At 70.3% G+C, this 22,108-nt stretch carries 14 protein-coding genes; 12 read left to right on the forward strand and 2 right to left on the reverse strand.

The genetic code is table 11. The features are described from left to right. Positions 1-38 precede the first annotated feature (38 nt). From SMIR_RS11135 to SMIR_RS11170, 8 genes are all read left to right on the forward strand, one after another. Positions 39-1,658 (forward strand): M1 family metallopeptidase, encoded by a 1,620-nt coding sequence (locus SMIR_RS11135; protein WP_248003122.1) that lies wholly within the window; start codon positions 39-41, stop codon positions 1,656-1,658. A 318-nt stretch (positions 1,659-1,976) separates the two neighbouring features. After that, positions 1,977-3,941: an N-acetylmuramoyl-L-alanine amidase gene (locus tag SMIR_RS11140; RefSeq protein ID WP_168495518.1), complete on the forward strand. Its 1,965-nt coding sequence runs from the start codon at positions 1,977-1,979 to the stop codon at positions 3,939-3,941. 698 nt (positions 3,942-4,639) lie between these two features. Continuing rightward, positions 4,640-7,204 carry a Pls/PosA family non-ribosomal peptide synthetase gene (locus tag SMIR_RS11145; protein WP_168495516.1) on the forward strand — a complete coding sequence of 855 codons (2,565 nt, stop codon included), beginning with the start codon at positions 4,640-4,642 and terminating at the stop codon, positions 7,202-7,204. 17 nt (positions 7,205-7,221) lie between these two features. Then, positions 7,222-10,470 (forward strand): non-ribosomal peptide synthetase, encoded by a 3,249-nt coding sequence (locus SMIR_RS11150; RefSeq protein ID WP_212726942.1) that lies wholly within the window; start codon positions 7,222-7,224, stop codon positions 10,468-10,470. A 108-nt stretch (positions 10,471-10,578) separates the two neighbouring features. Continuing rightward, positions 10,579-11,583, forward strand: coding sequence for a TauD/TfdA family dioxygenase (locus tag SMIR_RS11155; RefSeq protein ID WP_168495512.1), 1,005 nt, complete (start codon positions 10,579-10,581; stop codon positions 11,581-11,583). Further along, positions 11,580-12,650: a 2,3-diaminopropionate biosynthesis protein SbnB gene (gene sbnB / locus SMIR_RS11160; RefSeq protein ID WP_168495510.1), complete on the forward strand. Its 1,071-nt coding sequence runs from the start codon at positions 11,580-11,582 to the stop codon at positions 12,648-12,650. The genes SMIR_RS11155 and sbnB overlap by 4 nt, the downstream gene beginning before the upstream one ends. Positions 12,651-12,806: 156 nt before the next feature. Then, the gene (gene sbnA / locus SMIR_RS11165) at positions 12,807-13,892 is read left to right on the forward strand and encodes a 2,3-diaminopropionate biosynthesis protein SbnA (protein WP_168495508.1); all 1,086 of its coding nucleotides are present in this window, start codon (positions 12,807-12,809) and stop codon (positions 13,890-13,892) included. Between the two features lie 286 nt (positions 13,893-14,178). After that, on the forward strand, positions 14,179-15,939 hold the full coding sequence (locus SMIR_RS11170; protein WP_212726943.1) for a beta-ketoacyl-[acyl-carrier-protein] synthase family protein: 1,761 nt from the start codon (positions 14,179-14,181) through the stop codon (positions 15,937-15,939). Positions 15,940-15,987: 48 nt separating this feature from the next. Here the strand turns inward: SMIR_RS11170 and ku are convergent, their stop codons facing one another. Continuing rightward, positions 15,988-17,082, reverse strand: a complete 1,095-nt coding sequence (gene ku, locus SMIR_RS11175; protein ID WP_527252121.1) for a non-homologous end joining protein Ku — start codon at positions 17,080-17,082, stop codon at positions 15,988-15,990. Positions 17,083-17,233: 151 nt separating this feature from the next. Between ku and ligD the strand changes: the two genes are divergently transcribed. Continuing rightward, positions 17,234-18,100, forward strand: a complete 867-nt coding sequence (ligD, locus tag SMIR_RS11180) for a non-homologous end-joining DNA ligase (protein ID WP_168495502.1) — start codon at positions 17,234-17,236, stop codon at positions 18,098-18,100. 194 nt (positions 18,101-18,294) lie between these two features. Here the strand turns inward: ligD and SMIR_RS11185 are convergent, their stop codons facing one another. After that, complete coding sequence (locus tag SMIR_RS11185) at positions 18,295-19,098, reverse strand: nuclease-related domain-containing protein (protein ID WP_168495500.1); 804 nt, start codon at positions 19,096-19,098, stop codon at positions 18,295-18,297. A gap of 97 nt (positions 19,099-19,195) precedes the next feature. Between SMIR_RS11185 and SMIR_RS11190 the strand changes: the two genes are divergently transcribed. The 3 genes from SMIR_RS11190 to SMIR_RS11200 all read left to right on the forward strand — a co-directional run bounded on the left by SMIR_RS11190 (position 19,196) and on the right by SMIR_RS11200 (position 22,045). Further along, positions 19,196-19,702: a protein-tyrosine phosphatase family protein gene (locus SMIR_RS11190; protein ID WP_212728349.1), complete on the forward strand. Its 507-nt coding sequence runs from the start codon at positions 19,196-19,198 to the stop codon at positions 19,700-19,702. Positions 19,703-19,892: 190 nt separating this feature from the next. After that, entirely contained in the window at positions 19,893-20,711 is an 819-nt protein-coding gene (locus SMIR_RS11195; protein WP_168495497.1) for a hypothetical protein, read from the forward strand. Next, complete coding sequence (locus SMIR_RS11200) at positions 20,708-22,045, forward strand: ATP-binding protein (protein WP_212726945.1); 1,338 nt, start codon at positions 20,708-20,710, stop codon at positions 22,043-22,045. Before SMIR_RS11195 ends, SMIR_RS11200 begins: the two co-directional genes overlap by 4 nt. Positions 22,046-22,108 lie beyond the last annotated feature (63 nt).

The raw sequence follows: 22,108 nt of genomic DNA on the forward strand, positions 1-22,108 counted from the left end.
AGGCGATTATGGGTGGATCCTGCTGACATAGTGCGGCCATGGAGATCCACGACCCCCGGCAGCCGAATCAGTTCCGTGGCCTGCGGCGCCTGCGTGGTCTCCGTGGTCTCCGTGGTCTCGGCACCCGCCATACCCGCCGTGCGGCCCTCCTCCTCGCCCTCACCGGCGCCATCGGGATCGGCGGTGCCGTCGTTCTCGTCGGCGCTCTCCCCCACGGAGACCACCCCTCCCCCGCCCACCCAGGCACCCTCGCCACCACCACCCCCTCCGCCGGATCACCCGGCGCGGCCCCCTCCCCCGGCGCCCCGGGTATCGGCGACCCGCTGCTGCCGCTCGACGGCAACGGGGGGTACACGGTCCGCCGCTACACGCTCGCCTTCGACTGGCGGGCGCCCAGGACGCGCTTCGACGCCAGTACGACCATCAGCGCGAGCGCCACGCAGGCCCTGTCCCGCTTCGACCTCGACTTCGCGGGCAACACGCTGCACTCGGTCACCGTGGACGACGTACCGGCGAGGGCCGTACGCGACGGTGACGAGCTCGTCGTCACCCCCGCGAAGCCGATCCCCCAGGGCGGCGCGTTCACCGTGCGGGTCTCCTACACCGCCGACCCGACGCAGCGACGGCATCGCGGCGACGCGATCGGGGACTACGGCTGGGTGCCCACGTCCGACGGCACCGTGCTCTATCCGCAGCCCGACGGGGCCAAGATGATCTTCCCGGCGAACGACCATCCGAGCCTGCGGGCGCCGGTCACCTTCCTCGTCACCACTCCACCGGGCGTCAGCGTGGTGGCCAACGGGCGGCTCGTCGAGCGCGTCCGGCAGCCCGACGGAAGGGTCCGGTGGACGTACGACTCCGAACAGCCGGTCGCGGCGCAGCTGGTGCAGGTGGCGATCGGGAAGTTCACGTTCGTCGAGAGCACCGGTCCGCACGGACTGCCCGTCCGGGACGTGGTTCCCGGTGACCTGGTCTCCGACACCGCGGCGTACCGCTCGCTCACGCCCGAACACCTGGCCTGGCTGGAGCAGCGGCTCGGCCCGTACCCCTTTCGCCGCTATGGCGTGCTGGTGGGGGACACGGACCTGCCGGTGGCGCTGGAGACACAGTCGCTGTCCCTCGTGCCGAAGGGTGACCTGCGGGGTGACCGGGTCGACGCCGAGCGCGACCTCGTGCATGAGCTGACCCATCAGTGGACCGGCGACAGCGTGGCCATTCGGCGGTGGTCCGACCTGTGGCTGAGCGAGGGGCACGCCCGTTTCTACGAGCGTGTCTACTCCGAGGCGCACGGCGGCGACAGCGTCGAGTCCGCGATGCGGGCGGCGTACGAGCAGCACGACCAGTGGCGTCACGACGACGGGGCGCCCGCCGAACCCCGCACCGAGGCGGCCCTGTTCAAGCAGGTGCGGTACGACGGCTCTGCGCTCGTGCTCTACGCCCTCCGGGAGAAGGTCGGCGAGAAGACGTTCGACAGGATCGAGCGGTCCTGGGTGACGAAGTACCAGGGCCGGGCCGCCGGTACCCAGGACTTCGTCGCGCTCGCGTCCGAGGTCGCGGGCGCGGACCTGAAGCCGTTCCTGACGCCGTGGCTGTACGGGGACCGCACCCCGTCCATGCCGGGACACCCCGACTGGCAGGTGGACCCGGTCCAGGACTGAGCCGTCGCCTCCCCCGTACGACGGGGCTCCCGCGCGCCCCGTACGACGGGACTCCCGCGCGGTACGGCGGGCTCGCGCCGACTCCCCGCCGGGGCGGACGTTCTGCCGCCGACCGGGTGGCCTCTGCCGGGTGGCTGGGCCACACCAGTGACGCTTGGCGCGACGGGGCGTGTCGGGCACGGAAACGTACGGGGGGTGATGCAGAGGGCAACTCCTTTGTCCTGATTGCGACGAGCATGATTGGAGACCCTTGCGATGAGAAAACGTGTCGCCCCCCGTGTCCCCAACTCCCCACGTGAGCACCGCCGTACAGTCCGCATGACCGCCTCCGCGGCGCTCCTGATGCCGCTGTTGGCCGGCCCGGCGGCATGCACCGGCGGGACGTCGGCCGACCGGCATCTTCAGAACGTCTTCACGGACGCCGCGGACGAGTATCACGTGCCGCGCAGTGTGCTCCTGGGCGTGTCGTACCTGCAGTCGAGATGGGACGCCCGGCCGGGCACCCCGAGTGTCGTCGGCGGCTATGGGCCGATGCATCTGGTGGACGCCCGCCAGGTCAGGGCCAAGGACAAGTCCCCGACACCGGCTCCGTCGGAGTCGCATCGCGGAGGTGCCCAGCCGCCCGTGGCCGCGGCGGGCCCCTCGGCCTCACCCGGGGCGGGTTCCCCGGGCGGCCGTTCCGCGCAGCCCGCGGACCTGCGCCGGGCCGCCGGCCTGATCGGAGCCCCGGTGGCGCGGCTGCGGACCGATGCCGAGGCCAACGTACGCGGAGGTGCGGCGCTCCTCGCGGAGACACAACGACAACTCGGCAAGCCGCTCAGCACCAACCCGGCGGACTGGTGGGAGGCGGTGGCACGCTTCCCGGGGACGGGCGACACCGCGTCGGCGGCGGAGTACGCGAACAACGTCTTCGCGGTGATCCGCAAGGGCGCGCACCGCACCACCGACTCCGGACAGCAGATCACCCTTCCCGCCAGCCCGAACGTGCGCCCCCGCACCCCTCATCTCCAGGCCGCACGGCGGCCAAAGGAGGTCGAGTGCCCCGCGGGGCTGACCTGCGACTGGCTGGCCGCGCCGTACGTCGAGTACGACGACAACGGCGACTACGGCAACCACGACCTGGCCGACCGGCCCAGGGACCAGAAGATCGAGTACATCGTCATCCACGACACGGAGGCGGATCTGCCGTCCATGCGTCAGACCGTGCAGGATCCGACGGAGGCGTCCTGGCACTACTCGATCCGCTCCAAGGACGGCCATGTCACCCAGCACATCAGGACCAAGGACGTGGCCTGGCACTCCGGGAACCAGTTCGTGAACGCACGTTCGATCGGCATCGAGCACGAGGGGTTCCTCAGGCAGCCCGACGCCTGGTACACGGAGCAGATGTACCAGGCCTCGGCGAAACTGGTGCGTTACCTGGCGAAGAAGTACGACATTCCGCTCGACCGGCAGCACATCTTCGGGCATGACAACGTGGCGTCGCCGACCACCTCCAGCATCCCCGACATGCATGACGACCCCGGCCCCTTCTGGGACTGGCGGCACTACTTCGACCTCCTCGGCGCACCCCTGCGTGCCACGGCCGGGCCCGACAGCGACCTGGTGACCGTGCTGCCGGACTTCGCCACCCACAAGCCGCTGTTCACGGGGTGCACCAAGAGCGGAGTGAAGTGCGCGCCGCACGGCTCCAGCGCCGTCCGCCTGCACACCGAGCCGAGCGAGCACGCGCCACTGATCCAGGACCCGGGCCGGCGCCCCGACGGCGAGGACTCCACCGTGGACGTCAACGACCTGGGATCGCGGGTCTCCGCCGGCCAGACCTACGCGGTCGCCGGACGCAGTGGCGACTGGACGGCGATCTGGTATCTGGGCCACAAGGCGTGGTTCAAGAACCCGAAGAACCATCCGACGGCCGTCGGCGCGAGCGGCCGGTTCGTGACACCGAAGGAGGGCTTGAGCGAGATCCCGGTGTTCGGGCGCGCCCTCCCGGAGGAGGAGGCATACCCGGAGGGAGTGGAGCAGCAGTCCGAGTCCCCGCTCCCGTACACCCTCCTCGCGGGCCAGCGGTACGTGGCGCAGTCCCGGCCCGTCGGTTCCTACATCGACAGATCGACCTTCAGCGACACACCGAGCCTGGTGGTGACGGGGCGCGAGGAGTACTACGAGATCCAGTTCGGCCACCGGATCGCCTATGTCCGCGCGAGCGACGTGGACCTGGTGCGGGTACCCGGCACGGAGAAGGCGCCGTCGGGACACGCGGCGCCCCCTGCCGGGCGGTAGCGGAGTCCCCGACCGAGCCGGAGGCGCCCACGCGACCGCGTGGGCGCCTCCGGCTCGGTCGTGCCGGGGGTTGCCGGCGGCAGTCCTCTTCGTGGACGCCCCTGTCCCCGTGCCCTCCCCTCGGCGCGTGTGAGCGGCTGAAGGCCAGGCCGGCGCGCCGCGCCTCTCCTCCACGTCCCCACAGCCCTCTGTCTCCCCACAGTTCTCCACGTCCCCACAACCCTCTGCCTCCCCACAGCTCTCCACGTCCCCACAACCCTCCGCCTCCCCACAGCTCTCCACGTCCGCGACTCCGTCGGCGGCGTCCACCCGCCCTCCCGGATCAGGTACACGTCACCCGTACGCAGTAAGGCGAATCCCCCGCGCAACTCGTCGCCGGGCCGTCGGGCGGGATGGTGGACGAGGAGTGAAAACGGGTGCCGAGCGCTCTGTGTGGCGGGCGTCGGGCGTCAGCAGCGAGAACCCCCTGACGCCGTCGAAGGACAGTGCCATACCGACACGATCCGGTTCGAGTGGCAGCCCCACGGGTGGGCGGATAAGACTGAGGCAACGGTCTTGTGACCGGACCTGTTTTGTGACCGGACAACAGATTCCGACCTCATGGCTTCCGGATTACTCGCTCCGGCCATCAAAAAGCGCGAGTGCAGGGCGTCGACCGTATTTCCAGGCGGCGTTCGAAAGTTCCTCAAGGAGCTCGTATGGAGGAGAAGTCCGTCGAAGTCCTGACGCCTGGTCCGGGTGAATCCGCACTCGACAAGCGTGGATACACCGGACCGAAGAGCGACATCGAGAGAGAGCTCGCCGAGGTGTTGGCCGGCGTCATCCACGTCGAACAAGTATCGGTCGAGAGTCACTTCTTCGACGACCTCGGCGCCAACTCATTGGTGATGGCCCAATTCTGTGCACGGGTCAGGAAGCGGCCGGATCTCCCGTCGGCGTCGATGAAGGACATCTACCGGCACCCGACGATCCGAAGCCTGGCGACGGGACTCGGGGACGCCGAACCGCTTCCCTCCGAGTCGTCGGATCCGGTGCCGGCCACGGTGGTGACCCGGGCCGGGACGGCGCGGTACGTCCTCTGCGGAACGCTTCAGTTCTTGTTCTTCCTGGGATATTCATTCCTCGCCGGAATTGTCGCCGACCGAGGCTATGGATGGGTGTCCGCCGGCTCGAACGCGATCGGCATCTACCTACGATCGCTCGTTTTCGGCTCCATCGGATTCGTCGCTCTGTGCACCTTCCCGATCGTGGCCAAATGGATTCTCGTCGGCCGGTGGAAACCGCGCGAGTTCCCGATCTGGGGACTGACATATCTGCGCTTCTGGACCGTCAAGGCGCTGATCCACGCCAACCCGATGATCTTCTTCATCGGAAATCCCCTGTATGTGCTGTACCTACGCGCCCTGGGCGCCCGGATCGGCAAGGGAGTCACGATCCTCTCCCGCCAGACTCCGGCCTGCCCCGACCTGCTCACGATCGGCGCCGGAACGGTGATCCGCAAGGACTCGTTCTTCCACTGCTACCGGGCGCACGCCGGCCGCATCCAGACCGGCCGGGTCACCCTGGGCCGGGACGTGTTCATCGGCGAGAAGACCGTGCTCGACATCGACACGTCGATGGGCGACGGGGCGCAGCTCGGCCACACGTCCACGCTGTACAGCGGCCAGGCGGTTCCGGACGGCCAACAGTGGCACGGATCCCCGGCACAGCCCACCGAGCACGACTACGTGAGGGTCGAGCCGACCGCGTGCGGCACACTGCGCCGGGCCGGCTTCGGTTTCGTCACCCTGCTTCAGGTGTTCTTCCTCTACGTGCCGCTGATGGTCGGGGGCGCGTACTTGCTGTTGGACCTGATTCCGGCGCTGCACGACCGGCTGGGCCCGGGTTCGGTGGGGTTCACCGCACCGAGTCTCTACGGCGACGCGCTGGTCCTGTCCTTCACGCTGTTCTTCGGCTTCGTCGTCTTCGGCGTGGCCGTGCTGTTCACCGTTCCGCGCCTGCTGAACCTGGTCATCAAGCCGGACAAGGTCTACCCGCTGTACGGCTTTCACTACTCGACGTTCCGCGCGATCGGGCGCATGACCAACATCAAGTTCTTCAAATGGCTGCTCGGTGACAGCTCCTACATCGTCTACTATCTGCGCGGCCTCGGATACGACTTGTCCCGGATCGAACAGACCGGGTCGAATTTCGGCACGGAAGTACAGCACGAGACCCCGTATCTGTGCTCCGTCGGCAGCGGCACGATGGTCGCCGACGGGCTCTCCATCGTCAACGCGGACTACTCGAGCTCCTCTTTCCGGGTGTCCAGGGCCTCGATCGGACCACGCAACTTCATCGGGAACAACATCGCCTATCCCTCGGGGGCCAGGACGGGCGAGAACTGTCTCCTCGCGACGAAGGTGATGATTCCGCTCGAGGGCGAGGTGCGCGAGGGGGTGGGCCTGCTGGGCTCGCCGTGCTTCGAGATTCCCCGGTCGGTCGAGCGCGATTCCCGGTTCGACCATCTCCGCAACGGCGACGAGTTCCGTCGCAGTCTCGCCGCGAAGAACCGTTACAACATGCGCTCGATGGTCCTCTTCCTGATGGTGCGGTGGATCTACTTCTTCGTCCTCACGGTGGTCGCTCTCGCCGACGTCGATCTGTACGACTCCTACGGACAGGTACTGATCGCCGTGTTCCTGGTGTTCAGCCTTGCTTTCACGCCTGTCTACTTCGTGCTGGTGGAGCGCTGCATCATGGCATTCCGCGGGCTGCAACCGCAGTTGTGTTCCATCTACGAACCGTACTTCTGGTGGCACGAGCGCCTCTGGAAGGTGCCCGAGAATTACCTCAACATCTTCAACGGAACCCCTTTCAAGAACCTGATCTGGCGCATGCTGGGCGTTCGGATCGGCAGCAGGGTCTTCGACGACGGCTGCCACCTGACCGAGCGGATGCTCACCACCATCGGGAGCGACTGCACGCTCAATGCGGGAAGCAAGATCCAGTGCCACTCGCAGGAGGACGGCACCTTCAAGTCCGACCGCAGCACGATCGGCGCCGGCTCCACGCTCGGTGTCGGCGCCCACGTCCACTACGGCGTGACGATGGGCGACGGCGCGGAACTCGCCTCCGACTCCTTCCTCATGAAGGGCGAGGAAGTCCCGGAGCGCGCCCGGTGGGGCGGAAATCCCGCGGCGGAGATGCGCGACACCCCCTATCAGCCTGCCGCACTGGCGTACGAGGCACAGCGTGACCGCCCCGGCCGGCAGGTCCAGTGAGTGAACGGGAAGATGCGATGAGAGTGCAAGTGGAAGCCGATCGGGAGTTCTGGCGCGGTCAGCTCGTGGCCGGTGGGTTCACCGCGCTGCCGCGGTGGACGCCCCATCCGGTGGCGGGCGTCGCCGACCACGAGACGACGGTCCCGGAGGACGTCGCGGGACCGTTGCGCGGGCTGGCGCAGGACCTGGCGGTACCGCTCGACTCGGTGCTGCTGGCCGCGCACGCCAAGGTGCTCGCCGCGCTGTCCGGTGAGCGCGAGGTCGTGTCCGGCTACGTCCCCGTCGACGGCGGCCGGCCGTTGCCCTGCCGGCTGACGACCGAACCCTCGACGTGGCGGACGCTGCTGCTGAACGCCCATCGGGCCGCGTCGGAGCTGCTGTCGCACAAGGACTTCCCGGTCGACGAGCTCAGGCGCGAACTGGGCCTGACCGAACCGCCCTTCGAGGCCGTGTTCGATCCGGGCGGTGTGGGCGGTGACCTGGCCGAGGACACCGTGTTGTGGGTCGGGTTCTCGTGGCGGGACGACCGGCTCGTGCTGCGGCTGCGGTACCGGACCGACGTACTCGACGCGGACTGCGCTGCCCGGATCGCCGGTTACCACCTCACCGCGCTCGCCCGGATCGCCGTCGGTCCGGATGCCGAGCACGGACGGCAGATCCTGCTCTCCGCCGAGGAACTCCACTTCCAGCTCGAAGGGCTCGCCGGACCCCACCGGGACCTGCCGGACCGCCGGATGCACGAGTTGTTCGAACAGAGGGTGCGGGAACACCCGGACGCCGTCGCCGCCGTACACGGTGAACGGCGGTGGACCTACCGAGAGCTCAACGCCCGGGCCAACCGGCTGGCACGCGCGCTGCTGGCGCGGGGGCTGCGCCGGGAGGGCGTGGTCGCGGTGGTGACCGAACGCAACCTGGACTGGCCGGCCGCCGTGCTGGCGGTCTTCAAGGCCGGGGGCGTGTACCTGCCCATCGAGCCGCATTTCCCGGCCGGCCGCATCGCCACCACGCTCACTCGCGCCGAGTGCGCCTTCGTGCTGACCGAACACGGCAGCACCACCACCCTCGACCAGGCCCTGGAGTCCCTGCCCGGGATCGGGAAGGTCTTCATCGACGCGGCCTACGCGGAGGACCACGCCGACGACGATCCGGGCGTGCCCGTCGCACCGGACCAACTCGCCTACATCTACTTCACGTCCGGCTCCACGGGTGAGCCGAAGGGCGCGATGTGCGAGCACGCGGGGATGCTCAACCACCTCTACGCCAAGATCGACGACCTGGGGCTCGGCGAGGGACAGGTGGTCGCGCAGACCGCGCCCCAGTGCTTCGACATCTCGCTGTGGCAACTGGTGTCCGGACTCCTGGTCGGCGGGCGGACCCTGCTGGTGGAGCAGGAGGTGATCCTGGACGTCCAGCGGTTCGTCGACAAGATCGTCGAAGGCCGGGTCGCCGTCCTCCAAGTCGTGCCCTCGTACCTGGACGTCGTCGTGTCCTGTCTGCGGCAGCGCCCCCGCGAACTGCCGGACCTGCGATGCGTGTCGGTCACCGGCGAGGCGTTGAAGAAGGAGCTCACGGAGCGCTGGTTCGCCGTCCAGCCCGGGATCAAGCTGGTCAACGCCTACGGGCTGACCGAGACCTCGGACGACACCAACCACGAGGTCATGGACCGGGCTCCGGACCGCATCCTGCTCGGCCGCGCGGTCAACAACGTGCGCGTCTACGTCGTCGACGAGCACCTCACCCCGGTACCGCTCGGCGCCCCCGGCCTGATCGTGTTCTCCGGCGTCTGCGTCGGCCGCGGCTACATCAACGACCCCGAGCGCACCCGGCAGGCCTATCTGACCGATCCGCACCGTGAGGGCGCCCGGCTCTACCGGGGCGGCGACTACGGCCGCTGGCAGCCCGGGGGCAAGCTGGAGTTCCTGGGCCGCCGGGACACCCAGGTCAAGATCCGTGGCTTCCGGATCGAGATCGGCGAGATCGAGAACACCCTGTTGCGGGTGCCGGGGGTGCGTGACGGCGCGGTGGTCGTCGCCGAGCGGGCCGACCAGAGCAAGCACCTGGTGGCGTTCTACTCGGGCCCGCGGGCCCTCGACGGCGACGTCCTGCCGGCCCGGCTCGGCGAGTCGCTGCCCGAGTACATGGTCCCGTCGGCCTTCCACTGGCGCGAACGCCTGCCGCTGACCGCCAACAGCAAGATCGACAGAAAGACCCTGCAGACGCTCGCCGGAGAACTCGGCGTCGTCCAGGACGACTACCAGGCGCCGAACACACCGACGGAACACCGGCTGGCGGCCGCGTGGGCGAAGGTGCTCGGCATTCCGCAGCACCAGATCGGACGGCGGGACCACTTCTTCGACCGGGGCGGCACCTCGTTGTCGGCGGTGAAGCTGGCGATCACCCTGGACCGTGCGGTGTCCCTCAAGGACGTCACCCGTCACCCGGTCCTCGCCGACCTGGCCGGGCTGGTCGACGGCAGGTCCGAGCGGCACCCCGGGCTGCTGCACCCGCTGTCGGAATCGGACGATGCGCGGGCCGGGGCCCTGGTGTGCTTCCCGTACGCCGGCGGCAACGCGGTGAACTTCCAGCCGCTGGCCAGGGCGCTGCCGGCCGACGGGCCCGCCGTCCACGCCGTCGAGCTGCCCGGTCACGACATGGCAGCCGGCAGTGAACCGTTCGCACCGATGACAGAAGTGGTCGAACAGGTCGTCGACGAGATCGTCCGACGAGGCCTGACCAGGGTCCTGCTGTGGGGCCACTCCTCGGGCGCCGCGCCGGCCGTGGAGACGGCCAGAAGGCTCCAGGAGCGCGGGGTGGACGTCCAGCGGGTGTTCCTCGGCGCGCAACTGCTCGGCGACGCCGCCCGGCGGCGCGCCGCGATCGACGAGCTGACGGAACTGAGCGACGCCGAGGTCGCCGCGAAGCTGAGCGCGGCCGGCGGGTACACCGAACTCGGTGAGCTGGACGCGCGGCACGCCGAGCACGTGGGTGCCGCCTACCGGCACGACTGCGTGTCCGCACACCGCTACTTCGCCGGCCTCCTGGACAACCCGCCGACGCCGAAGCTGTCCGCTCCGGTCACCGTGGTCGTCGCCGCCGACGACCCGAGCACGGCGGACCACCCGCACCGCTACCGCGACTGGCAGCTCCTGGCCGAACAGGTCGACCTGCACGAGCTCGCCGACGGCGGCCACTACTTCCCACGCACCCGTCCGGCCGAAGCGGCACAGGCCGTTCTGCGCGCCGCCGAACTGTTCGCTCCTTCCTGAGTGACAACTGACTCGTGACAACCGACGAGTGACCGACCGACGAGTGACTGACCGCCGAGTGACTGACCGAGTGACAACCGACTGAGTGGCTACGGAAAGGAAATCGAGATGTCGTCCACTTCCACGGCGTCGATGGTCGACGTGGAACTGCAGTCCGGCAGACCTCCGCTCCTGCGGGCCGAGGCCACCGGTGGCGCGGCGAGCTGGGCAGCCGGGCACCGGGACGCACTGCGCGCCGTCGTCGCCGAGCACGGCTGCGTCCTGGTCCGCGGCCTCGGGCTGCGCGACGCGGCCGAGACCGGTGCCGTCTTCTCGAAGCTCGCCACCGGTCTGATGACCGAGAAGGAGGTCTTCGCGCCCCGGCGGACCTACTCCGACGGCGTGTACTCCTCGACGAAGTGGCCGCCGAACCAGCCGATGTGCATGCACCACGAACTGAGCTACACGCTCGAGTTCCCCGGCCTGATGATGTTCGCCTGTCTGAGCGCGCCCACCGACGGAGGGGCGACCGCGGTCGCCGACTCGCCGACCGTGCTCGACGCGCTGCCCGCCGAGTTGACCGAACGCTTCGAGCGCGAGGGCTGGCTGCTCACTCGCAGCTACAACGACGAGATCGGGGCGTCCGTGGCCGAGGCGTTCGGCACCGAGGACCGTGGTGCCGTCGAGAGCTACTGCCGCGCCAACGCGATCGCGTTCGAGTGGCAGCCGGACGGTGGGCTGCGCACCCGACAGCGCCGCAGCGCCGTGGTGCGTCACCCGGTCACCGGCCGCCGCTGCTGGTTCAACCAGATCGCGTTCCTCAACGAGTGGACGATGGCCCCCGAGGTGCGTGAGTACCTGATGGACGTCTACGGGGCCGACGGACTGCCGTTCAACACCCGCTTCGGCAACGGCGACCCGATCGGCGAGGACGTCGTGGAACTGCTCAACAGCGTCTACGAGGCCCACACCGCACGCGAGCCGTGGCAGGCGGGCGACCTGATGCTCGTCGACAACATCCGCACCGCGCACAGCAGGGAGCCCTTCGAGGGACCACGCGAAGTGCTCGTCGCCCTGGCCGACCCGGTGCGTCTGACCGACTGCTCTCCGACCGTCGAGGTGACCGCGTCATGACCACCATCCGTTCCACCGCACCGGAGCCCGCGCCGGCCCCGCCGATCACCGTGCCGCCGTTCGCGGTGATCCCCGGTGCCCAGGTCCAGCGCGCGCTGCGCGGACGCGAGAAGCAGATCGTGGAGTTGGTCGAGGCCACCTACCGGGTGCACGGCGCCGGTGACTCGGTGAACCCGCCCTCGTACTTCCTGCGGTTCCCCGACCGCCCGTCCTCCCGGATCATCGCGCTGCCCGCCTCGATCGGCGGGGAGGTGCGGGTGGACGGCCTGAAGTGGATCTCCAGCTTCCCGGAGAACGTGAAGGCCGGTGTCCCGAGGGCCTCGGCCGTACTGATCCTGAACGACCATGACACCGGCTACCCGTTCGCCTGTCTGGAGAGCTCCATCATCAGCGCCACCAGGACGGCCGCGTCGGCCGCCGCGGCCGCCGACCGGCTCAGCCGCGACCGGCCGCGACCGACGCGGGTCGGCTTCTTCGGGGTGGGCCTGATCGCCCGGTACATCCACACGTTCCTGGTCGGCACCGGCTGGTCGTTCGACGAGATCGGTGTGCACGACCTGTCCACCGACAGCGCGGCGGGTTTCCGGTGCTACCTGGAGCAGTCGGGCGCCACCGGCCGGGTCACCGTGCACGACAACGCCGAGCAGTTGATCCGCAACAGCGACCTGGTGGTCTTCGCCACGGTCGCCGGGCAGCCGCACGTCAGTGATTTGTCTTGGTTCGATCACAATCCGGTGGTGCTGCATGTGTCGCTGCGCGACCTCGCGCCGGAGATCCTGCTCGCCTCGACCAACATCGTCGACGACGTCGAGCACTGCCTGAAGGCCGACACCTCGCCGCATCTGGCCGAGCAGCTCACGGGCAACCGGGACTTCGTGCACGGCACGTTGGACGACGTGATGGCCGGGCGGGTGACCGTGCCGGCGGACCGGCCGGTGGTGTTCTCGCCCTTCGGCCTCGGGGTGCTCGACCTCGCGGTCGGCAAGTACGTCTACGACGAAGTGACCCGCTGCGGAGAGCTGCACGTCGTCGACGACTTCTTCCACGAACTGAGCCGGTACGGATGAGCCGGCCGCGAACCCGGGCCGCAGAAGACAGCGACCCCTGACGCAGGGCCCTGTCCGACTCGGATGGACACGGGCTCCCGCCCACAGAACCGAGAAGCCCGCCCACGGTCGGACGGACATTCCGAAAGTGCTCTGCTCCAGATTGAGGAGACCGTCGTGCCCGTCATTTCCGTTCCCCAGGCCTTCAACGAAGAGGATCTCTATGTCGACCTCCGGGCGATCATCGGGCATACGCTCTTCCTGAAGTGCGAGGGCTTCAACTTCGCCGGCTCCATCAAGATGAAGGCCGCCCTCGAGATGGTGGAGGCCGCCGAGCGGGACGGAGTTCTGAAGCCGGATTCGATCCTGGTCGAGTCCTCGTCCGGGAACCTCGGCGTGGCGTTGAGCATGATCGCGGCGAGCAAGGGTTACCGGTTCCTGTGCGTGACGGACTCCCGCGGCAACCTGTCGACCAGGATGATGATGGAGGCCCTGGGCAGCCAGGTGCACATGATCGCCGGTCAGCAGGAGAGCAACGGCGGCTATCTCGGCGCGCGGATCGAGTACGTGCGTGCGCTGTGCGCCTCCGACCCCCGGTACGTGTGGCTCAGCCAGTACACCAATCCGAGCAACTGGAAGGCGCACTACCGCAGGACGGCGCCGGAGATCGCCCGTCAGTTCCCGCAGCTGGACGTGCTGTTCGTCGGGGCCGGCACCACCGGCACCCTGATGGGCTGCGCGCGCTTCTTCCGGGAGTGGCACCGGCCGGTGCGGGTCGTCGCGGTGGACAGCGTGGGCTCGGTGTCCTTCGGTGGGCCGCCCGGCCGCCGGATGATTCCCGGCCTCGGGATGAGCATGCGCCCGCCGTTGCTCGACGAGTCCTACGTGGACGAAGTGATACGGGTCGAGGAGAGAGACACCGTCCGTACCTGCCACCGGCTGGCCAGACGCGGATTCGTGTTCGGCGGCTCCACCGGCACGGTGGTCAGCGGCGCGACGGACTGGTTGAACCGGCACGACGCACGCGAACTCACCGCGGTGGCCATCGGTCCGGACCTCGGCGAGCGCTACCTCGACACCATCTACCAGGCCAGCTGGCTGCGGGATCTCTACGGCGACGACGTGCTCAACTCCCGCGAGATCGCCGCCGATTCCTGGGCGCCCTCCCCCACGCCACCGACACGGTGGGGCCGGGCGGTCGACCTCGAGAACGGCGAGCGCGGCAAAAAGCAACGCCCTCAGCTCCAGGACCGTAAGACCTAGGCCCGTCTTCCGGGTCGGGTCGCCTCGCGATGCGGCGTCCCATCGGTACCGGTGGGCGGCACCGGGCTTCGCGGCCCGGGCCGCCCACACCGGGGCGGCACTTCGACGAACTAGGCGGCCACGGGATCCGGTTGTCCGACCAGGGGCGGTATTGGAGTTACGGGAGCGAAATACTGATCACTGTTTTCGGTGACGTTGCCCACTATGCGGTGGGGACATCTAGGCAATTCCTACTTTGTCACCGAAAGTTGGGGACGGAAATCCCCACAGAAAGCAATCGCTCCCCATGCACCGTTCGTCCGACGTTCCCGTACAGCCCCACGCCGTCACCGTCGCCGAAGTGATCCCCGGTGATCTAATCGCCCTCTCCGAACAGGATGTGGCGAAGAACACCTGGTACGTGGTGATGCACACCCTGCCCGAAACCCCCCACACCATTCGCCTGACATTGCGACCGCCGCTCGGCGGAATTGATCACGACGAGGTATTCGAACGCGGCCACCAAGTGACCACGGCCAGCCGCCGAATGGATATCGGGGCAATTCCCGAGATCACCTCCACCGACCTCGATCCTGTGGAATTCCGGGACGGCGACCGCATCACCTCACTGCGCGCCGTGGACCCCCGGGCCGTCGAGGAGTCGTACACCCGTAGGTGGGGTCACTGGCACCGGGACCTGGACCGCCGGGCCGAGGCTCCCGTCCCCGACGAGGAACTGCGGGACTTGGCCGAACAGGCCTCACAAAGCGGACATGTCGTACGACATCACCCGCGCCCACGTCGGGCCGCCGAGGCGTACGCACCCCGCCGGGTCGTCGTCACCGGGCTCGGTGCCGTGACGCCGCTCGGTGTCGGGGTCGAGGAGCTGTGGCGGGGCCTGGTCGAGGGCCGGTGCGGGATAAGCGAGTTGGAGGGCGAGGAGTTCGCCGAACTGCCCGTGCGGATCGCGGGCAGCGTGCCCGTGGACCCCGTCGGGCTGCTGCCCCGGCCGCAGGCGCGGCGGATGAACCGGTCCGCCCAGTTCGCGGTGCTCGCCGCCCGGGAGGCCTGGCAGGACGCCGGGTTGGACCCGGCCGGCACCACGGAGAGCGGGCTGGCGCCCGAGCGGGTCGGCGTCTCGGTCGGGGCCATCCTCGGTGACGCCTCGGTGCTCGTCGGCGGCGACCGCAAGCTGCGGGACAAGGGCCCGCGCGCGGTCTCCCCGCTCACCACACCGATGACCGTGCCCTCGCAGGCCGCCTCCCAGGTGTCGCTGGTGCTGCACATCACCGGCGAGGCCCGCACCGTGACCAGCGCGTGCGCCTCCGGCACCGAGGCCATCGGACAGGCCATCGACCGGATCCGGTACGGCCGCGTGGACGTCGCCCTCGCCGGAGGTGCCGAAGCCGTCGTCACCCCCGCGATCATGGCCTCGTTCGCCGCCATGCGCGCGCTCTCCACCCACGAGCTCGGATCCACCAGCCCCTCCCGGCCGTTCGCCAGCGACCGCGACGGCTTCGTGAACGGCGAGGGCGCGGGCTTCCTGCTCCTGGAGGCCGAGGAGCACGCCCGGGCACGCGGCGCGCGCATCTACTGCGAGGCCGCGGGCTGGGGGCTGTCCGCCGACGCCCACCACATGGCCGCGCCCGACCCGTCCGGCAGCGGCGTGGCGCTGGCCCTGCGCCGGGCCGTCCACGACGCCGGTGCCCATGTCGTGGACGTCGTCCACGTCAACGCCCATGCCACCGCCACCGTCGACGGCGACCTCGCCGAGGCGAGCGCGCTGCGCGCCGTGCTCGGCGGGAGCGTGCCCGTGACCGCGTTGAAGGGCCACCTCGGCCATCTCCAGGGAGCCGCCGGCGGTGTGGAGGCCGTCGCCACGGTGCTCACCCTCCACCACGGCCTCATTCCGCCCACCATCGGCTGCGACGACCAGGACGACGCGATCGACCTGGACGTGGTGACCAAGAACCCCCGCCGGCTGCCCGCGCTCGGCGACCTCGCCCTGAGCAACTCGTTCGGGTTCGGCGGGCACAATGCGGTGCTCGCCCTGCGGCGTACGGGGTGAGCCGTACGAGGTGACGGGGCCCCGGGTCCCGTGGGTGCCCCGGGGCGGTCAGGCCGAGGCGCGCCCCCGCGCGGTGGCCTTCTTCGCGGCCGTCTTCTTCCCCGTCGCCTTCTTGGCGGTCGCCTTCTTGGCCGCCGTCTTCTTCGCGGTGGACTTGGTGGCCGCCGTCTTGCCGGCCGCCTGGCCCGTCGACTTCGCCGTGGACTTCGCGGCCGTCTTCTTCGGCGCCGTCTTCTTCGCGGTCGACGTGGACTTCTTCCCGCCGACCTCCTTGGGCGCCGTACGGGCCGACCTGCGGGAGGGCAGCGCGGTGACCTCTGCGGATCCGCCGGTCCGCGCCCCGGTCTCCTCGCCCGTCTCCTCACCCCGGGACACCTTGGCCGCGCGCACGCTCTTCTCCAGGGCGGCCATCAGGTCGAGCACCTTGCCGCCGGCCCGCTCCCCGGCGGGGGGCGCGGCCGGGAGTTCACCGGAGGCCTTGGCGGCGACGAGTTCCTCGACGGCCTCGCGGTAGTCGTCGTGCAGTTCGGTGAGCTCGACCTCACCGAGGGTGTCCATGAGGGCGTCGGCCAGGTCGAGTTCCTTGTCCCGTACGGTCACGGTCGCGTCCGGGGCGACCTCCTGGGTGGACCGGATCTCGTCCGGCCACAGCAGCCCGTGCATGGCGATCACGTCGTCCACCACACGCAGCATGCCGAGCCGCTCCCGCCCGCGCAGCGCGAACTTCGCGACGGCGACCTTCTGGCTGCGCTTGAGCGCCTCGCGCAGCAGGACGTACGGCTTGGTGGCGGGGACGCCGTTCGCGGCCAGGTAGTACGCCGTGTCCATCTGGAGCGGGTCGATCCGCTCGGCCGGTACGAAGGCCACGATCTCGATCGTCCTCGCGGTGGGGATCGGCAGCGCGGCCAGCTCCTCGTCCGTGATCGTGATCAGCGTGCCGTCCGCGTCCTCGTACGCCTTGCCGATCTCACCGGTGGTGACCTCGCGGTCCTCCAGTTCGCAGAACTTGCGGTACCGGATGCGGCCGCCGTCGTCCAGGTGGACCTGGCGGAAGGAGATCGAGTGGCTCTCCGTCGCGTTCACGACCTTGATCGGGATGCTGACCAGGCCGAAGGAGATGGCGCCGTTCCAGATGGATCGCACGTGCGGCACCCTTCCTGGTGGTTCCTGCTGACGCGGGCTCGCGGGATGCGGTTGAAAGCCAGGCTAGACGGGTGTGCGCGACCTCACATCCGCACGGGAGCGGCGGGGCGATCTGGGCGCTTTGATGGCTGTTTCATGCGACTCTCGTCGTATGACGCCGATCACGGAAGTGGAGGGGCGGCGGCTCGCGCTCACCAATCTGGACAAGGTGCTGTACCCCGCGACGGGTTTCACCAAGGGTGAGGTCCTGCACTACTACGCGACGGTCGCGGAACCCCTGCTGGCGCACCTCCACGGCCGGCCGGTCTCCTTCCTCCGCTACCCCGACGGGCCGGACGGACAGGTCTTCTTCACCAAGAACGTGCCGCCCGGCACACCCGACTGGGTCCGGACCGCCGAGGTCCCCCGGACGGAGGGCCCCGCCCGGATGGTCCTGGTCCAGGACCTCCCCTCGCTGATGTGGGCGGCGAACCTCGTCACCGAGTTCCACACGCCGCAGTGGCAGGTGGACGCGCCCGGTCTGGCCGACCGGCTCGTGTTCGACCTCGACCCGGGGGCGCCGGCGACGGTCGTCGAGTGCTGCGAGGTCGCGTTGTGGCTGCGGGAGCGGCTGGCTGCGGACGGGATCGAGGCGTACGCGAAGACGTCCGGGTCGAAGGGGCTGCATCTGCTGGCGACGGTGGTGCGGATGCCGTCCTCGGATGTCAGCGCGTATGCGAAGGAGCTGGCCGTGGAGGCGGAGCGGGCGTTGCCGGCGCTCGTCACACACCGGATGACCAAGAGTCTGCGGCCCGGGAAGGTGTTCGTCGACCACAGTCAGAACGCCGCGCGGAAGACCACGGCCACGCCGTACACGTTGCGTGCGCGGTCCGCGCCCACCGTGTCCGCCCCCGTCACCTGGGACGAGGTCGCGTCCTGCGGCGACCCGTCCCGGCTCGTGTTCCACGCCGACGACATCGCTCCGCGCCTGCGCCGACACGGCGACCTGCTCTCCCCCCTCCTCACCCCGTCCCCCTGACCGACCAGCCCCTCGCCCCCGCCGCCCCTACCCGTCCCATCCCAGGGGCTCCGCCCCTTCCACCCCGCCAAGGGGCGCTGCGCCCCCTGGACCCCCGCAGGGCGTCTTCAGGAGCGCGGGGAACTGCGCGACCTGCCCCTCACCCGCCCGCAGCCGAACGCATACCGGCGGACAGGGATCCGGGGTCTACGGGGTCATGTTCGTAGCCATGTGTGGCGGTCGCGGGCCATCGCGTGGAGTGCCTCCACGTCCGCCGGCTTCAGGACACCCCCGAGGCCGGCCAACGAGGACAGGTCGGTGTCCTGGAGGACGCGGACCTCACGGAGGGGGGCGAGAACATCGAGGTCGGCGGGGCCGGCCACGGCCAGGACGGCGTGGACCTCGGCGGTCAGCGCATACGAGGCCCGGTCGGCGTCGGCACGAACCCGGCGCAGAAGCGGATACGGCTCCCGGCGGCCGACGGTGACCATGGGGTCGGCGACGAGAACCCGCTGCTTGCGGGCGTACAGGGAGCGCAGGGCGAAGATGCCACCGGGACCGATCAGCAAGTGGTGGACACGGTCGCCGCCGGGGAGCGGGATGGAGTGGAGGGTGTGCCAGCCCGCGTCCTCCAGATGGTCCAGTGCCTCCCCGACCGCCTGCTCGGCGGCGAGCGCACGGCGTCGCGGGTCGGGCCGCAGGCGGCGCGCCGGTCCCGGGTCGCGGTCGAGGTCGATCATCAGCGCCTCGCCGGGCCGGTTCGGCGCGAGGTCGTCGTCCGGGTGGAGGGTCAGCCGGGCCAGTTCCGCGGGGGTCGGGACCGGTGGGGGCCCCACCGTCACAGGGCCGGTCAGGAACGGGCCGAGCGCGTCGAGCACGTCCTCCCGCCGCTCCTCGCTGAGCAGATTGACGCGGGCTGCCTCACGGTCGTACCAGGCGACGTTCCTCCCGTCGGTCAGGCACACGTACAGGCGCTCCTGCCCGTGGCGCCAGGTCGGTATGACGCGCAGTCCGTTCATGCACCATCACCCCATGACCATGGGAACAGGCGGGGTGCTCCAGGGGCAAGAACCCGGTTACCTTTGTGAGCAGTTGGGGGAGTTGTGGGAGGCGCTGTTGCGGACTCGCAGAAAGCAACCCGATGTGCCCGCTCCGGACAGCCCGTGGAGCGAGATCGTGCCTGGCCTGTGGATGGGCGGGCACGCGTTCGCGGGGCGTACCGGCGAGCCGGAATTCGCGGTCGTGAGGGATGAGTTCGACCTGGTCCTGACGCTGCTGCGGCTGCCGGGGCACGGCCCCGACCCGGGCGTCGAGCACCACGTGTGGCCGATTCCGGACGGTCCCCTGGACGGGACACAGCTCGCGGGGGTGATCCGGCTCGCGCGGGCCGCGGACGACGCGCTGGAGGAGGGACGCCGGGTCCTGGTCCGCTGCTATCACGGCTACAACCGCTCGGGGCTCGTGATCGCGCACGCGCTGGTCCTCGCGGGACACAGCTCCGACGAGGCGATCCGGCTGATCCGGAGCCGCCGCTCGCCCTGGGCCCTGCACAACGAACTGTTCGTGGAGTACCTGCGCGCCGGTCTGCCCACGGCCCGCCTCCTGGAGGAGCTGGCGGAGTAGCCCCCCTCCTGCGTCGCCCGCACGTCCGGTACCCCACGGCCTCACACCTCTCACCAGCCCCACCCGCGAACAAAAAGGACTTCCCTACGAATATGGTGTAGGCCGTCGGTTTCGTCGATTTCACGCCGACCTCGCGCACCGAGCCGTCCCCCTGGCCCCGGATCGAGGCCGGCCCGGACGCAGGAGAGCAGTGACCCCCACCCGGCCCAGCCGCCTCGTGCTCGCAGCCCTCGTCGCCCTGCTGGCGGCGGCCGTGGCGGGCTGTGGCGACTCCGGTGCCCTGCGGGGCGCGGGGGCGACGCCCACCGCCGTCGGCCCGGCCCGGCTCTGGCCCGAGCTGCCACCCGCGTCGACGGCCGCCCTCGACTACGGCGAGGCGGACACCGAGACGGTCACGGGCATCACGGCGCCGGGCGACGACATCCACAAGGTGGACCCGATCGCCGTGTTCCGTGCCGAGGTCGGCCGCCACCCGGACGAGTACAGCGCCGTCCACGCCCCGTACCGTGAGACGGCCCAGCAGCTCAAGTACTGCACCGGCAAGGACACGCTCGGCGGGAAGTGCCCGATCCTCCAGGCGTACTACCGCGATCTCACGGGTGACCGGAAGGACGATCTGCTGCTCGGCATCCGCTTTCCGCAGAATCAGCTGGCGGTGCGTGTGTACACCTTCGAGCACCACAAGCTGGTCCAGATCATGGGCACCGCGGACAGCACGATCAGCGTCGAGGTCGCGGGCCGCGACGTGATCATCCGCTCGCCCTCGACCCTGCCGGGCTACGAGTACCGCACGGTGTGGACCTGGGACCCGCACCAGCACGCGATGCTGGCGACCCGGGACGAGATCCTCCGCGTGGGCACGCCCAGGCCCACCAGGCGCGGCACCGTCGCACCCGTCCCCTCGGCACCCCCCGCCCCGCCGGTCTCGCCCTCAGCCTCTCCCGCGGCCTCGCCGTCGGCCTCCCCCTCCGCCACCCCCACACCGTCGACCGCCGCGAGCGCCCCATGAGGCTGCCCCCGAGCCGCCTCCGGCCGCCCCGCCGTCTCCCCCACTGGGCCGCCACCCTCACCTGGAAGGCCGCCGCCTTCATCACGGTGATGTGCTGCGGTCTCGCCGCTCTGCTCGGCGTGCTCGTGCATGTCTCGGTGACCAACCAGACCGTCGGAGAGGCCCGCGGCCGGGCGCTCGACCGGCTGGCGGAGGTGACGGCGGACTACGAGGCGGGCGACCGGCTGCCGCCGGGCGCGGGGGTGGATCTCCCGGGGCTGCCGGCGCCGCTGCGCGAGCTGGCGACGGACGGGCACCGCGGCACGATGGTCGGGGACAACGACCCGCACCCCACCATGTGGGCGGCCGGACCCGCGAGCGGCGGCCGGGCGCTCGCCGTGCAGTTCGACTACTCGCAGGGCGCGCACGCCATCGACGCCCTGGACCGGTCGATCGTGTGGTCCTCGGCCCTGGCGATCGGCGCGACGCTGCTGGTGGGGGTGTTCGCGGTGACGCGGGTGACCCGTCGGCTGCACGCGACGGCACAGGTGGCCCGGCGGATCAGCGCGGGCGACCTGGACGCGCGCGTCAACGATCCCCGTACGGCCGTGGACCCCCGTACGCGGTACCCGGCGGGCCCCCAGGACGAGGTGGCCGCGGTCGCCGGGGCCCTCGACACGATGGCGTCCTCGCTGCAGAGCAAGCTGATGAGCGAGCAGCGCTTCACCGCGGACGTGGCGCACGAGCTGCGCACCCCGCTGACCGGGCTGCACGCGGCGGCGGAGCTGCTGCCGCCGGGCCGGCCGACGGAGCTGGTCCGCGACCGGGTGGCCACGCTGCGGACGCTCACCGAGGACCTGCTGGAGATCTCCCGGCTGGACGCCGGGCGGGAGCTGCTGGAGCTGGACTCGGAGCCGCTGGCCCCGCTGGCCGAGCGGGTGGTGCGGGCGTCGGGCACCGAGACCGAGGTGCGGGTCGTGCGTGACGCCCGGGTGGAGACCGACCGGCGCCGTCTGGAGCGGGTGCTCGGCAATCTGGTGGCCAACGCGCACAAGCACGGGGCGGGCCCGGTGGTGCTGGCCGTCGACGGCCCGGTGGTGACGGTGCGGGACCACGGCGACGGCTATCCGGAGTACCTGCTGGAGCACGGGCCGCAGCGGTTCCGTACGGAGGGCGGTTCGAAGGGACATGGGCTGGGGCTGACGATCGCGCTCGGCCAGGCGGAGGTGCTGGGCGCGCGGCTGGTCTTCGCCAACGCTCCCGAGGGCGGTGCGATCGCGACGCTGACGCTTCCTCAGGACGAGCGGGGCGCGCCCGGACCGAGCGGCGGGGAAGGGCCGACCGGGGCACGCTGAGCGTCCTCGCGTCCCCGATGGCGCAGTGCGGCCTGCGCATGTCCCAGCCCACTCCTAATGTGG

This window comes from Streptomyces mirabilis, assembly GCF_018310535.1.
Lineage (GTDB): Bacteria > Actinomycetota > Actinomycetes > Streptomycetales > Streptomycetaceae > Streptomyces.

Coding starts and splice junctions, on each gene's coding strand:
- SMIR_RS11135 (WP_248003122.1), top strand. CDS start 39: ATGGAGATCCACGACCCCCGGCAGCCGAATCAGTTCCGTGGCCTGCGG.
- SMIR_RS11155 (WP_168495512.1), top strand. CDS start 10,579: ATGTCGTCCACTTCCACGGCGTCGATGGTCGACGTGGAACTGCAGTCC.
- SMIR_RS11170 (WP_212726943.1), top strand. CDS start 14,179: ATGCACCGTTCGTCCGACGTTCCCGTACAGCCCCACGCCGTCACCGTC.
- SMIR_RS11200 (WP_212726945.1), top strand. CDS start 20,708: ATGAGGCTGCCCCCGAGCCGCCTCCGGCCGCCCCGCCGTCTCCCCCAC.
- SMIR_RS11140 (WP_168495518.1), top strand. CDS start 1,977: ATGACCGCCTCCGCGGCGCTCCTGATGCCGCTGTTGGCCGGCCCGGCG.
- ligD (WP_168495502.1), top strand. CDS start 17,234: ATGACGCCGATCACGGAAGTGGAGGGGCGGCGGCTCGCGCTCACCAAT.
- SMIR_RS11150 (WP_212726942.1), top strand. CDS start 7,222: ATGAGAGTGCAAGTGGAAGCCGATCGGGAGTTCTGGCGCGGTCAGCTC.
- sbnB (WP_168495510.1), top strand. CDS start 11,580: ATGACCACCATCCGTTCCACCGCACCGGAGCCCGCGCCGGCCCCGCCG.
- SMIR_RS11145 (WP_168495516.1), top strand. CDS start 4,640: ATGGAGGAGAAGTCCGTCGAAGTCCTGACGCCTGGTCCGGGTGAATCC.
- SMIR_RS11185 (WP_168495500.1), bottom strand. CDS start 19,098: ATGAACGGACTGCGCGTCATACCGACCTGGCGCCACGGGCAGGAGCGC.